We start from the raw sequence: 13,278 nt of genomic DNA on the forward strand, positions 1-13,278 counted from the left end.
AGACTACCCGCCTCTTATTTTAGTCTGAGTCAGTGTCATGCGCGTTACCGATTTCTCCTTTGAATTGCCCGAATCCCTGATTGCCCACTATCCAATGCCTGAACGCAGTAGCTGTCGTTTACTGTCGCTGGACGGGCCGACGGGCGCGCTGACGCACGGTACTTTCACCGATTTACTCGACAAGCTCAACCCCGGCGATCTTCTGGTTTTTAACAATACCCGCGTGATCCCGGCGCGTCTGTTTGGGCGAAAAGCTAGCGGCGGTAAAATTGAAGTGCTGGTTGAGCGGATGCTCGACGACAAACGCATTCTTGCGCATATTCGCGCCTCGAAAGCGCCAAAACCGGGCGCGGAGCTACTGCTGGGCGATGACGAAAGCATCAAAGCAACAATGACCGCTCGTCACGGCGCGCTGTTTGAAGTCGAATTTAACGATGAGCGCTCGGTGCTGGATATTCTCAACAGCATCGGCCATATGCCACTGCCGCCGTACATCGACCGTCCGGACGAAGATGCAGACCGCGAACTTTATCAAACGGTTTATAGCGAAAAACCAGGCGCGGTAGCAGCACCGACCGCCGGACTGCACTTTGACGAACCGCTGCTGGAAAAATTACGCGCCAAAGGCGTGGAGATGGCATTCGTGACCCTGCATGTGGGGGCGGGTACCTTCCAGCCGGTACGCGTCGACACCATTGAAGACCACATCATGCACTCGGAATATGCAGAAGTGCCGCAGGATGTGGTTGACGCAGTGCTGGCTGCGAAAGCGCGTGGTAACCGGGTGATTGCGGTTGGCACCACCTCTGTTCGCTCGCTTGAGAGCGCGGCCCAGGCGGCGAAAAACGATCTGATTGAACCGTTTTTCGATGATACACAAATCTTTATCTATCCCGGCTTCCAGTACAAAGTGGTCGATGCGCTGGTGACTAACTTCCACCTGCCGGAGTCAACGCTGATTATGCTGGTTTCCGCATTTGCCGGTTATCAACACACCATGAACGCCTATAAAGCGGCAGTAGAAGAGAAATATCGCTTTTTTAGTTACGGTGATGCGATGTTTATCACGTACAATCCGCAGGCAATTAATGAGCGCGTCGGGGAGTAATTCCGCGGCGCTGGTTTAAACGTTGGACTGTTTTTCTGACGTAGTGGAGAAAAAATGAAATTTGAACTGGACACCACCGACGGTCGCGCACGCCGTGGCCGCCTGGTCTTCGATCGTGGCGTAGTGGAAACGCCTTGTTTTATGCCTGTTGGCACCTACGGCACCGTAAAAGGGATGACGCCGGAAGAAGTTGAAGCCACTGGCGCGCAAATTATTCTGGGTAACACTTTCCACCTGTGGCTACGCCCGGGTCAGGAAATCATGAAACTGCATGGCGATCTGCACGATTTTATGCAGTGGAAAGGCCCGATCCTTACCGACTCCGGCGGCTTCCAGGTCTTCAGTCTCGGCGATATCCGTAAAATCACCGAACAGGGCGTGCACTTCCGTAACCCCATTAACGGCGACCCGATTTTCCTCGATCCCGAAAAATCGATGGAGATTCAATACGATCTTGGCTCAGACATCGTCATGATTTTTGACGAGTGTACGCCTTATCCTGCTGACTGGGATTACGCGAAGCGCTCTATGGAGATGTCGCTGCGTTGGGCGAAGCGTAGCCGCGAGCGTTTTGACAGCCTCGGCAACAAAAATGCGCTCTTTGGTATCATTCAGGGCAGCGTTTACGAAGATTTACGTGATATCTCTGTTAAAGGTCTGGTAGATATCGGTTTTGATGGCTACGCTGTCGGCGGTCTGGCAGTGGGTGAGCCTAAAGCAGATATGCACCGTATCCTGGAGCATGTGTGCCCGCAAATTCCGGCAGACAAACCACGTTACCTGATGGGCGTTGGTAAACCGGAAGACCTGGTTGAAGGCGTGCGCCGCGGTATCGATATGTTTGACTGCGTAATGCCAACACGTAATGCGCGTAACGGTCATCTGTTCGTGACCGATGGCGTGGTGAAAATCCGCAATGCGAAGTATAAGAGCGACACTGGCCCGCTCGATCCTGAGTGTGATTGCTACACCTGTCGCAATTATTCACGTGCCTACTTGCATCATCTCGACCGTTGCAACGAAATATTAGGCGCGCGACTCAACACCATTCATAACCTTCGTTACTACCAGCGTTTGATGGCGGGTTTACGCAAGGCTATTGAAGAGGGTAAATTAGAGAGCTTCGTAGCTGATTTTTACCAGCGTCAGGGGCGAGAAGTACCACCTTTGAACGTTGATTAATATTAATAATGAGGGAAATTTAATGAGCTTTTTTATTTCTGATGCGGTAGCGGCAACGGGTGCTCCGGCACAAGGTAGCCCGATGTCTTTGATTTTGATGCTGGTGGTATTCGGTCTGATTTTCTATTTCATGATCCTGCGCCCACAGCAGAAGCGCACCAAAGAACACAAAAAGCTGATGGACTCCATCGCGAAAGGTGATGAAGTGCTGACGAACGGTGGCCTGGTCGGTCGCGTAACCAAAGTAGCAGAAAACGGCTACATTGCTATCGCGCTGAATGACACCACTGAAGTAGTTATTAAACGTGACTTCGTAGCCGCCGTTCTGCCGAAAGGCACCATGAAGGCGCTGTAATTAAAATTTTTCCCTAAGGGAATTGCCGTGTTAAACCGTTATCCTTTGTGGAAGTACGTCATGCTGATCGTGGTGATTGTCATCGGTCTGCTGTATGCGCTTCCCAACCTGTTTGGTGAGGATCCGGCTGTTCAGATCACTGGCGCGCGCGGAGTCGCCGCCAGTGAGCAAACGCTGATCCAGGTCCAGAAAACGTTACAAGAAGAAAAAATAACTGCTAAGTCTGTGGCACTGGAAGAGGGCGCTATTCTTGCGCGCTTCGACTCCACTGACACCCAGCTACGCGCTCGTGAAGCATTAATGGGCATTCTGGGTGACAAATATGTCGTGGCGCTTAACCTTGCCCCGGCTACGCCGCGCTGGCTGGCAGCTATTCACGCTGAGCCGATGAAGCTCGGCCTTGACTTGCGTGGCGGCGTTCACTTCCTGATGGAAGTGGATATGGACACTGCGCTTGGCAAACTTCAGGAACAAAATATCGATAGCCTGCGCAGCGATCTGCGTGAAAAGGGCATCCCGTATACCACTGTTCGTAAAGAAAATAATTACGGTCTGAGCATCACTTTCCGCGATGGCAACGCCCGTGATGAAGCCATTGCATATCTGAGCAAGCGTCATCCCGATCTGGTCATTAGCAGCCAGGGTAGCAACCAGCTGCGTGCGGTCATGAGCGATGCGCGTCTCAGTGAAGCGCGTGAATATGCGGTGCAGCAGAACATTAACATCCTGCGTAACCGTGTAAACCAGCTTGGTGTGGCGGAGCCTGTAGTACAACGTCAGGGCGCAGACCGCATTGTCGTTGAGCTGCCAGGTATTCAGGATACCGCTCGCGCGAAAGAGATTCTTGGCGCGACCGCGACGCTGGAGTTCCGTCTGGTAAACACCAACGTTGACCAGGCCGCTGCTGCATCTGGCCGCGTACCGGGTGACTCTGAAGTGAAACAGACCCGCGAAGGTCAGCCGGTTGTGCTGTACAAACGCGTAATTCTGACCGGTGACCATATCACCGATTCCACTTCCAGCCAGGACGAATACAACCAGCCGCAGGTTAACATCTCGCTCGATAGCGCTGGTGGCAACATCATGTCTAACTTCACTAAGGACAACATCGGCAAACCGATGGCGACCCTGTTTGTGGAGTACAAAGACAGCGGTAAGAAAGATGCTAACGGTCGTGCGGTTCTGGTGAAACAGGAAGAGGTGATTAACATCGCGAATATCCAGTCTCGTCTGGGTAACAGCTTCCGTATCACTGGTATCAACAACCCGAACGAAGCGCGTCAGCTGTCGCTGCTGCTGCGTGCCGGTGCGTTGATCGCGCCGATTCAGATTGTTGAAGAACGTACCATTGGCCCGACTCTGGGTATGCAGAACATTGAACAGGGGCTGGAAGCGTGTCTGGCTGGCCTGCTGGTTTCTATTCTGTTCATGATCCTCTTCTATAAGAAGTTTGGTCTGATTGCGACCAGCGCTCTGATTGCGAACTTGATCTTGATTGTCGGCATTATGTCGCTGTTGCCAGGCGCAACGCTGAGTATGCCGGGTATTGCGGGTATCGTCTTAACCCTTGCGGTAGCGGTCGATGCTAACGTACTGATCAACGAACGTATTAAAGAAGAGTTAAGCAACGGGCGTACTGTTCAGCAGGCAATTGATGAAGGTTATCGTGGCGCGTTCAGTTCCATCTTCGATGCGAACATCACCACGCTGATTAAAGTCATCATCCTGTACGCGGTGGGTACCGGGGCAATTAAAGGGTTCGCGATTACTACCGGTATCGGTGTGGCGACGTCGATGTTTACCGCGATTGTCGGTACGCGTGCCATCGTAAACCTGCTATATGGCGGCAAGCGCGTCAAGAAGCTGTCAATCTGAGGAGTGCGATGTGGCACAGGAATATACTGTTGAACAACTAAACCACGGCCGTAAAGTCTACGACTTTATGCGCTGGGACTACTGGGCTTTCGGCATCTCTGGTCTACTGTTAATCGCCGCGATCGTCATTATGGGCGTGCGCGGCTTTAACTGGGGGCTGGATTTCACCGGTGGTACGGTTATTGAAATTACGCTCGAAAAACCGGCTGAAATTGATGTAATGCGTGATGCATTGCAGAAAGCGGGCTTTGAAGAGCCGATGCTGCAAAACTTCGGTAGCAGCCACGACATCATGGTCCGCATGCCGCCAGCTGAAGGCGAAACCGGTGGTCAGGTGCTGGGCAGCAAAGTTCTGAAGGTGATTAACGAAGCTACCAATCAGAACGCGGCGGTGAAGCGTATTGAGTTCGTCGGTCCGAGCGTAGGGGCAGACCTTGCGCAAACCGGCGCGATGGCGCTGATGGCGGCGCTGCTGTCTATCCTTGTATACGTTGGTTTCCGCTTTGAGTGGCGACTGGCTGCAGGGGTAGTAATCGCGCTGGCGCACGACGTTATCATTACGCTGGGTATTTTGTCGTTATTCCATATCGAGATTGACCTGACCATTGTGGCATCGTTGATGTCGGTTATCGGTTACTCGCTTAACGACAGTATCGTGGTATCGGACCGTATTCGTGAAAACTTCCGCAAGATCCGTCGCGGTACGCCTTACGAAATCTTTAACGTGTCCTTGACTCAGACGCTGCACCGTACCTTGATCACATCCGGTACCACCTTGATGGTTATCCTGATGCTGTATCTCTTCGGTGGCCCGGTGCTGGAAGGCTTCTCGCTGACCATGCTGATTGGTGTGACTATCGGTACTGCATCTTCTATCTACGTAGCATCGGCGCTGGCCCTGAAACTGGGCATGAAGCGCGAACACATGCTGCAGCAGAAAGTGGAAAAAGAAGGGGCGGACCAGCCGTCAATTCTGCCTTAATCAAGTTCCCGTTGATGTTGAAAATCCCGGTCAGAAGATCGGGATTTTTTTTGATGTATGGAGATTGCGAAAATCCCCGCATCTTGGGAAACTGCGCGTAACCCTACATTTCATCCAGGTAACTTTTCATGGCTATCATCCCAAAAAACTATGCGCGGTTAGAAAGCGGCTATCGCGAAAAAGCATTAAAACTCTATCCGTGGGTCTGCGGTCGCTGTTCCCGCGAGTTTGTTTATTCCAACCTGCGTGAGCTTACCGTTCACCATATCGATCACGACCATACCAATAACCCGGAAGATGGTAGTAACTGGGAATTGCTTTGTCTCTATTGCCATGATCATGAGCATTCGAAATATACCGAAGCGGATCAGTATGGTACGACGGTTATCGCAGGGGAAGATGCGCAGAAAGATGTCGGTGAAGCGAAGTACAACCCGTTTGCTGATTTAAAAGCGATGATGAATAAGAAGAAGTAATAAAAAATGCCGGATACAAAATTTGTTATTTGAGCTTTATGACAAACGCAAAATTGCCTGATGCGCTACGCTTATCAGGCCTACGTAATATCAGCAATATATTGAATTTGCGTGCTTTTGTAGACCGGATAAGGCGTTTACTCCGCATCCGGCATGAACAAAGCGCACGTTGTCGACAATCTGAAATGCCGGGAATAAATCCCGGGAATAAATCCCGGCATTTTCATAATCAGAAGTTGTAACCTACCACCAGGTAACCACCCCAGCCGGTAGAGCGAACGTTGAAGTTGCCGTTACCGAAGTTCAGCTCTGCATCATCGTTCCACTGACCACCGTCGTGCCAGTAACGAGCTACGACAGAGTAGTGCCAGTGATCGTAGTTCAGCGCCAGAATATGGCTGGAAGCGATGGAGTTATTGCTGCGCGTCTTAATACCGTTGATTGCGTTACCGCTGTCATCACCCAAATCGGAACCCCAGTCGAAGTTGGTGAAACCGATGTAGCTCAGCTGACCGCCCCACAGATCGGTAATCGGCACAAAGTATTTAATTTTGAAACGGTAACCGTCCCACTCGTTTTCGTTCGCTGCGCCGTAGTTCTGCCACTGGTATTTCGCATACACGTTCATGGACAGGCTCATCGGCAGGCCAGTGTCGATATCGGTACCCAGACCCATATACCAGGTGCTCTGGCGACCATCTTTGTTACGGCCCATGTCGTAAATGTAGTTGTTCGCGAAGTACCACTCTTTGAACGGACCGAAGCTAAGGTCAGTATTGGTCAGCTTATCGATGGAGAAACGCGGTTCGATTTCCATAAACAGCGGAGAACCGTGGTTCCAGATACCTTTTGCATCGGAGTTACCGCCGAAGAATACCGGCGCATCCGCGTAACCATAGAAGTCGAACCAGTCTTTTTTAGCGAATGCTTCATACTCCAGGTAAGTATCGTTACGGATCTGCGGTCCGAAACGAGTGTGATAGCTACCAACTACGTTAACGCTCTGGTGCCACCAGTCGGAAAGGTACTGCGGTTTATCGTTTTCAGCTGCGTTGACAGTAAAAGACGAAGAGAGCGCCAGTACCGCACCGGCTGCCAGTAATGTTTTTTTCATATGTATGCCACTGTTTGAAAATCCCTTACGGGAGTGAAAAAGGCGCAAATTGCGTTTCTAAATATTTCCTATACAGAGGAGCCTATTATAAAAATCATTGCTCACAAAAATATGTTTCGTTTCACAGTTCTATCATTTACGTAATCGATTGCGTTCACGTTTACACATATTCGGGCGGGGATTGTACTGACTTTCACCCTTGTTGCAAACTTTTACTATCAATCTGGGTGATGTAAGCGGAGTAACAAAATGACGGGAGAGGATGTTGCGGGACGCACAAAACGCCCCGCGATACGTTTACTGCATAACAGGTTGAATGTCGTGTATACGTACAAAACCTAACTGATCCACAGAAATACCCTTTAACTGTAATGGAATATCAACACCGCTCGGAGCGAGGACGCTGGCAGGTGCGTTAATCAATTGATTCTGCACATTGACTTCCTGAAAGTTGTCAGTTGTTCCCTGAATTTGCCCATATTCAACGGTTCCGCTGAAAGCGGGTAAGGGATCATTGGACTCGCCCTGAATACGCAGCGTCAGCGTAGTGCCATCTGCATTTGGCGTAATATTCACCAGCGACATACGTAAAGTGCCAATTTGGCTTTCCAGCCGTGCCGGTGTATTTGCACCAGGTAACAGGTAAACCCCACTGCTGGATTTTGCGTTCAGCGTATTTTGCTGGGTGATTTTGACAGTTTCTTTGTTGAGCTGAGTCATCTCTTTATTCAACGTGTTGACGCTGTGTTTCATCTGGCGTACTTCGCTTTGCTGTACGCAGGCGCTCAGGCTGAACAGGCTTCCCAGCAAGAGTAGTCGAAAACATACTTTAATGTTCATAGGTAGTCCCTTTCTCGTCACAATTATCCTAATGGTAGAGGCTTAAAGCCGTGAAAGCATCGATCCTTTATCTCAAAAGCGTTGCGCCTTTGTTGTATCGCCAGTTCAGGGTAAAATAGATTTCTATTAACCACCTGGTCAGGACGCCGTATGCATTGCCCATTCTGTTTCGCCGTGGACACTAAGGTAATTGACTCTCGTCTCGTGAGCGAGGGTTCTTCCGTACGCCGCCGTCGGCAGTGTCTGGTGTGTAATGAACGTTTCACTACTTTTGAAGTGGCGGAACTGGTTATGCCGCGTGTCGTGAAAAGCAACGACGTGCGCGAACCGTTTAATGAAGAAAAATTGCGTAGCGGAATGCTGCGGGCGCTGGAAAAACGTCCGGTGAGTTCCGATGACGTCGAAATGGCGATCAACCATATTAAATCGCAACTCCGCGCCACCGGTGAGCGCGAAGTGCCGAGCAAAATGATTGGCAATCTGGTGATGGAGCAATTGAAAAAGCTCGACAAAGTCGCCTATATCCGTTTTGCCTCTGTCTATCGCAGTTTCGAAGATATCAAAGAATTTGGCGAAGAGATCGCGCGCCTGGAGGATTAAACCGTGCAGGACGAGTTATACATGGCGCGGGCGCTAAAGCTGGCGCAACGAGGGCGCTTCACCACTCACCCTAACCCGAATGTCGGTTGCGTCATTGTGAAAGATGGCGAAATTGTCGGTGAAGGTTACCATCACCGCGCGGGCGAACCGCATGCCGAGGTACACGCGTTGCGCATGGCAGGTGAAAAAGCCAAAGGCGCAACGGCGTATGTGACACTCGAACCTTGTAGTCATCATGGTCGTACGCCGCCGTGTTGTGACGCATTAATTGCTGCTGGCGTGGCGCGCGTGGTGGCTGCGATGCAGGACCCTAATCCGCAGGTCGCTGGGCGTGGACTTTACCGTTTGCAACAAGCTGGCATTGACGTCAGCCACGGCCTGATGATGAGCGAAGCCGAGCAATTGAATAAAGGCTTCCTCAAGCGCATGCGCACCGGCTTTCCTTATATACAGTTGAAACTCGGCGCGTCGCTAGATGGTCGCACTGCGATGGCCAGCGGTGAAAGCCAGTGGATCACTTCACCTCAGGCTCGACGCGATGTTCAGCGTCTGCGCGCGCAAAGTCATGCTATTTTAACCAGCAGCGCCACGGTGCTGGCGGACGATCCAGCCTTAACGGTGCGTTGGTCTGAACTGGATGAACAAACTCAGGCGCTCTATCCGCAACAAAATCTCCGTCAGCCGGTACGTATTGTGATTGATAGCCAAAATCGCGTGACGCCGGAACACCGCATTGTGCAGCAGCCGGGCGAAACCTGGTTCGCGCGTACGCAGGAAGATTCTCGTGCATGGCCGGAAACGGTGCGTACTTTGCTGATTCCAGAGCATAAAGGTCATCTGGATCTGGTTGTGCTGATGATGCAACTGGGTAAACAGCAGATTAACAGCATCTGGGTGGAAGCGGGGCCAACGCTCGCTGGCGCATTGCTACAGGCGGGTTTAGTCGATGAGCTGATTGTCTATATCGCACCTAAACTATTAGGCAGCGACGCCCGCGGATTATGTACGCTGCCGGGGCTTGAGAAATTAGCCGACGCGCCCCAATTTAAATTCAAAGAGATACGTCATGTAGGCCCGGATGTTTGCCTGCATTTAGTGGGTGCATGATCTCCCGGCTCGAAAGGGAAGCAGCGCACGAAATATTATGCTAAAATCCGCCCCCCTGCGGGGCCATACTCGAACCCGAAGGAAGAAAATGAACATTATTGAAGCTAACGTTGCTACCCCGGACGCTCGCGTCGCCATCACCATTGCGCGTTTCAACAACTTTATCAATGACAGCCTGCTGGAAGGTGCAATTGACGCACTGAAACGTATCGGTCAGGTAAAAGATGAAAACATTACCGTTGTTTGGGTGCCTGGTGCCTATGAGCTGCCGCTGGCGGCGGGTGCACTGGCTAAAACCGGTAAATACGACGCGGTGATTGCGCTGGGTACGGTTATTCGTGGTGGCACTGCCCACTTTGAATATGTCGCTGGTGGTGCAAGCAACGGCCTGGCGCATGTTGCCCAGGACAGCGAAATTCCGGTTGCTTTTGGGGTTCTGACCACTGAAAGCATTGAACAAGCGATCGAACGTGCTGGCACCAAAGCTGGTAACAAAGGTGCAGAAGCTGCACTGACCGCGCTTGAAATGATTAATGTATTGAAAGCCATCAAGGCCTGAAATTAGTAAGGGGAAATCCGTGAAACCTGCTGCTCGTCGCCGCGCTCGTGAGTGTGCCGTCCAGGCGCTCTACTCCTGGCAGTTGTCCCAGAACGACATCGCTGATGTTGAATACCAGTTCCTGGCTGAACAGGATGTAAAAGACGTTGACGTCCTGTACTTCCGTGAGCTGCTGGCCGGGGTGGCGACTAACACCGCATACCTCGACGGACTGATGAAGCCATATCTGTCTCGCCTGCTGGAAGAGCTGGGCCAGGTAGAAAAAGCGGTACTGCGCATTGCGCTGTACGAGCTGTCTAAACGTAGCGATGTGCCGTACAAAGTGGCCATTAACGAAGCGATCGAACTGGCGAAATCGTTCGGCGCAGAAGACAGCCATAAGTTCGTCAATGGCGTACTGGATAAAGCAGCACCTGTGATTCGCCCTAACAAAAAGTGATATCCAGGCCGGCAGAGTAACGGAAAAACAGTTCCGCACTCGCCGGCCTTTTCTTTTTTACCTGCTGAGGCATAACGTATGGCATGTGGCGAGTTCTCCCTGATTGCCCGTTATTTTGACCGTGTAAGAAGCTCTCGTCTTGATGTCGAACTTGGCATTGGCGACGATTGCGCACTTCTCAATATCCCCGAGAAACAGACTCTGGCGATCAGCACTGATACGCTGGTGGCGGGCAACCATTTCCTCCCTGATATCGATCCTGCGGATCTGGCATATAAAGCACTGGTGGTAAACCTAAGCGATCTGGCAGCGATGGGCGCCGATCCGGCCTGGCTGACGCTGGCATTAACCTTACCGGACGTAGACGAATCGTGGCTTGAGTCCTTCAGCGACAGTTTGTTTGAGCTCCTCAATTATTACGATATGCAACTCATTGGCGGCGATACCACGCGTGGGCCATTATCAATGACGTTGGGTATCCACGGCTTTGTTCCGATGGGACGAGCCTTAACGCGCTCTGGGGCGAAACCGGGTGACTGGATTTATGTGACCGGTACGCCGGGCGATAGCGCCGCCGGGCTGGCGATTTTGCAAAACCGTTTGCAGGTTGCCGATGCTAAAGATGCGGACTACTTGATTAAACGTCACCTCCGTCCGTCGCCGCGTATTTTACAGGGGCAGGCATTGCGCGATCTGGCAAATTCAGCCATCGATCTCTCTGACGGTTTGATTTCCGATCTCGGGCATATCGTGAAAGCCAGCGACTGCGGCGCACGCATTGACCTGGCATTGCTGCCGTTTTCTGACGCACTTTCTCGCCACGTTGAACCGGAACAGGCGCTGCGCTGGGCGCTCTCTGGTGGCGAAGATTACGAGTTGTGTTTCACTGTGCCGGAACTGAACCGTGGCGCGCTGGATGTCGCTTTGGGACATCTTGGCGTACCATTTACCTGTATCGGGCAAATGACCGCCGATATAGAAGGACTCTGTTTTGTTCGTGACGGCGAACCTGTCACGTTAGACTGGAAAGGATATGACCATTTTGCCACGCCATAAAGATGTCGCGAAAAGTCGCCTGAAGATGAGTAATCCGTGGCATCTGCTTGCTGTCGGATTCGGAAGTGGATTAAGCCCGATTGTTCCTGGCACGATGGGATCGCTGGCGGCGATTCCGTTCTGGTATCTGATGACCTTTTTACCCTGGCAGCTTTATTCGCTGGTAGTCATGCTGGGGATCTGTATTGGCGTTTATCTTTGTCATCAGACCGCGAAAGATATGGGCGTGCACGATCATGGCAGCATTGTCTGGGACGAATTTATCGGTATGTGGATCACGCTCATGGCGCTGCCGACCAATGACTGGCAGTGGGTCGCCGCCGGGTTTGTGATTTTCCGTATTCTGGATATGTGGAAACCGTGGCCGATCCGCTGGTTTGATCGCAATGTGCATGGCGGCATGGGGATCATGATCGATGATATCGTCGCCGGGGTGATTTCCGCAGGAATCCTGTATTTTATCGGTCATCACTGGCCGATTGGTATCCTATAGTCGGCCGGATAAGGCGTTCACGCCGCATCCGGCGGTTGTGCGCCGTCGCGTCTTATCAGGCCTGGATTCCTATTTAAATCCTACCACCGGATGCGGTTTATAGGGTGTTTCCAGCTCGGCAATCAGTTCCGGCTTCAAGGTGATATCCACCGCGTTCAGTAGTTCATCAAGTTGTTCTTCCCGCGATGTACCAATAATGGGTGCAGCAATACCTGGTTTGCTCAACAACCAGGCCAGCGCGACTTGTGCTCGTGTCGCGCCCAGTTCTTCACTGACGCCCGTTAAGCGTTCTGCAATTTGCGCGTCATTTTCATCGCTTTCTTTGTAGAGATTTTTCCCCACTTCATCAGACACCAGGCGTGCAGTGGTTTCTCCCCACGGACGTGTCAGACGGCCCCGCGCCAGTGGGCTCCACGGAATGACCGCCACGCCCTCCTGATAACACAGTGGCAGCATCTCGCGCTCTTCTTCGCGATAAATTAGATTGTAGTGATCCTGCATACTGACAAACTGCGCCCAGCCGTGTTGTTTTTGTAGTTCCAGCGCCTGAGCAAACTGCGAGGCGTGCATGGATGATGCGCCGATATAACGTGCTTTCCCGGCTTTTACCACGTCGTTCAGGGCTTCCAGCGTCTCTTCGATCGGCGTGTTGTAATCCCAGCGATGAATTTGCAGGATATCGACATAATCCATGCCGAGACGGCGCAGGCTGTCGTCGATAGAGCGCAATATTTGTGCACGGGATAATCCTTCCGGTAAATCACCAACGCGATGGAACACTTTGGTCGCAACGACAACGTCTTCACGACGGGCGAAATCCCGCAGTGCGCGACCGACGATCTCTTCGCTGCTGCCATCGGAATAGCTATTGGCGGTATCAAAGAAATTTATGCCGCCTTCCAGCGCGCGTTTAATTATGGGACGGCTGCTCTCTTCCGGTAGTGTCCATGCGTGATTACCACGATCAGGCTCGCCAAAGGTCATACAGCCGAGGCAAAGTCGGGAAACGCGAAGGTCGGTTTTTCCTAAGGGGTTGTATTGCATGCTGCCACTCCTGCCATGAATAATTTCTTAAGCATAGCAGGAGTGGAG

15 protein-coding genes are annotated in these 13,278 nt (G+C 51.8%); 12 read left to right on the top strand and 3 right to left on the bottom strand.

The features are described from left to right. Window positions 1–37 precede the first annotated feature (37 nt). The 6 genes from queA to yajD all read left to right on the top strand — a co-directional run bounded on the left by queA (window position 38) and on the right by yajD (window position 5,978). Window positions 38–1,108: a tRNA preQ1(34) S-adenosylmethionine ribosyltransferase-isomerase QueA gene (gene queA / locus D9741_RS06235; protein WP_130206226.1), complete on the top strand. Its 1,071-nt coding sequence runs from the start codon at window positions 38–40 to the stop codon at window positions 1,106–1,108. Between the two features lie 54 nt (window positions 1,109–1,162). Further along, window positions 1,163–2,290, top strand: a complete 1,128-nt coding sequence (gene tgt / locus D9741_RS06240) for a tRNA guanosine(34) transglycosylase Tgt (RefSeq protein ID WP_000667317.1) — start codon at window positions 1,163–1,165, stop codon at window positions 2,288–2,290. 22 nt (window positions 2,291–2,312) lie between these two features. Beyond that, window positions 2,313–2,645 (top strand): preprotein translocase subunit YajC, encoded by a 333-nt coding sequence (gene yajC / locus D9741_RS06245; protein ID WP_000007629.1) that lies wholly within the window; start codon window positions 2,313–2,315, stop codon window positions 2,643–2,645. A 27-nt stretch (window positions 2,646–2,672) separates the two neighbouring features. Beyond that, entirely contained in the window at window positions 2,673–4,520 is a 1,848-nt protein-coding gene (gene secD, locus D9741_RS06250) for a protein translocase subunit SecD (protein ID WP_130215424.1), read from the top strand. A gap of 10 nt (window positions 4,521–4,530) precedes the next feature. Then, window positions 4,531–5,502 carry a protein translocase subunit SecF gene (secF, locus tag D9741_RS06255; RefSeq protein WP_130206230.1) on the top strand — a complete coding sequence of 324 codons (972 nt, stop codon included), beginning with the start codon at window positions 4,531–4,533 and terminating at the stop codon, window positions 5,500–5,502. A 128-nt stretch (window positions 5,503–5,630) separates the two neighbouring features. Beyond that, a complete protein-coding gene (gene yajD, locus D9741_RS06260) occupies window positions 5,631–5,978 on the top strand; it encodes an HNH nuclease YajD (RefSeq protein ID WP_000974823.1) in 348 nt (115 codons plus the stop codon). A gap of 229 nt (window positions 5,979–6,207) precedes the next feature. On the opposite strand, the gene tsx is transcribed toward yajD, so the two are convergent. Both tsx and D9741_RS06270 read right to left on the bottom strand, forming a co-directional pair. Next, window positions 6,208–7,092 (bottom strand): nucleoside-specific channel-forming protein Tsx, encoded by an 885-nt coding sequence (tsx, locus tag D9741_RS06265; protein WP_116836751.1) that lies wholly within the window; start codon window positions 7,090–7,092, stop codon window positions 6,208–6,210. Window positions 7,093–7,389: 297 nt separating this feature from the next. Continuing rightward, on the bottom strand, window positions 7,390–7,932 hold the full coding sequence (locus tag D9741_RS06270) for a DUF3251 domain-containing protein (protein WP_130215426.1): 543 nt from the start codon (window positions 7,930–7,932) through the stop codon (window positions 7,390–7,392). Window positions 7,933–8,082: 150 nt separating this feature from the next. On the opposite strand from D9741_RS06270, the gene nrdR reads away from it, so the two are divergent. The 6 genes from nrdR (at window position 8,083) to pgpA (ending at window position 12,186) form a co-directional block, all read left to right on the top strand. Further along, window positions 8,083–8,532, top strand: a complete 450-nt coding sequence (gene nrdR / locus D9741_RS06275) for a transcriptional regulator NrdR (protein WP_064527125.1) — start codon at window positions 8,083–8,085, stop codon at window positions 8,530–8,532. Window positions 8,533–8,535: 3 nt separating this feature from the next. After that, a complete protein-coding gene (gene ribD, locus D9741_RS06280; protein WP_130215428.1) occupies window positions 8,536–9,639 on the top strand; it encodes a bifunctional diaminohydroxyphosphoribosylaminopyrimidine deaminase/5-amino-6-(5-phosphoribosylamino)uracil reductase RibD in 1,104 nt (367 codons plus the stop codon). Between the two features lie 88 nt (window positions 9,640–9,727). Continuing rightward, window positions 9,728–10,198: a 6,7-dimethyl-8-ribityllumazine synthase gene (gene ribE, locus D9741_RS06285; RefSeq protein WP_001021161.1), complete on the top strand. Its 471-nt coding sequence runs from the start codon at window positions 9,728–9,730 to the stop codon at window positions 10,196–10,198. A 19-nt stretch (window positions 10,199–10,217) separates the two neighbouring features. After that, on the top strand, window positions 10,218–10,637 hold the full coding sequence (nusB, locus tag D9741_RS06290; RefSeq protein ID WP_000801125.1) for a transcription antitermination factor NusB: 420 nt from the start codon (window positions 10,218–10,220) through the stop codon (window positions 10,635–10,637). 78 nt (window positions 10,638–10,715) lie between these two features. Next, on the top strand, window positions 10,716–11,693 hold the full coding sequence (gene thiL, locus D9741_RS06295) for a thiamine-phosphate kinase (protein WP_130215430.1): 978 nt from the start codon (window positions 10,716–10,718) through the stop codon (window positions 11,691–11,693). Continuing rightward, window positions 11,671–12,186 (top strand): phosphatidylglycerophosphatase A, encoded by a 516-nt coding sequence (gene pgpA / locus D9741_RS06300; RefSeq protein WP_053883271.1) that lies wholly within the window; start codon window positions 11,671–11,673, stop codon window positions 12,184–12,186. Before thiL ends, pgpA begins: the two co-directional genes overlap by 23 nt. Before the next feature lie 69 nt (window positions 12,187–12,255). Here pgpA and yajO read toward each other — a convergent pair whose 3' ends face one another. Continuing rightward, window positions 12,256–13,230 (bottom strand): 1-deoxyxylulose-5-phosphate synthase YajO, encoded by a 975-nt coding sequence (yajO, locus tag D9741_RS06305; RefSeq protein ID WP_130215432.1) that lies wholly within the window; start codon window positions 13,228–13,230, stop codon window positions 12,256–12,258. Window positions 13,231–13,278 lie beyond the last annotated feature (48 nt).

The sequence above is a fragment of the Escherichia sp. E14V7 genome (assembly GCF_004212225.1).
GTDB lineage: Bacteria > Pseudomonadota > Gammaproteobacteria > Enterobacterales > Enterobacteriaceae > Escherichia.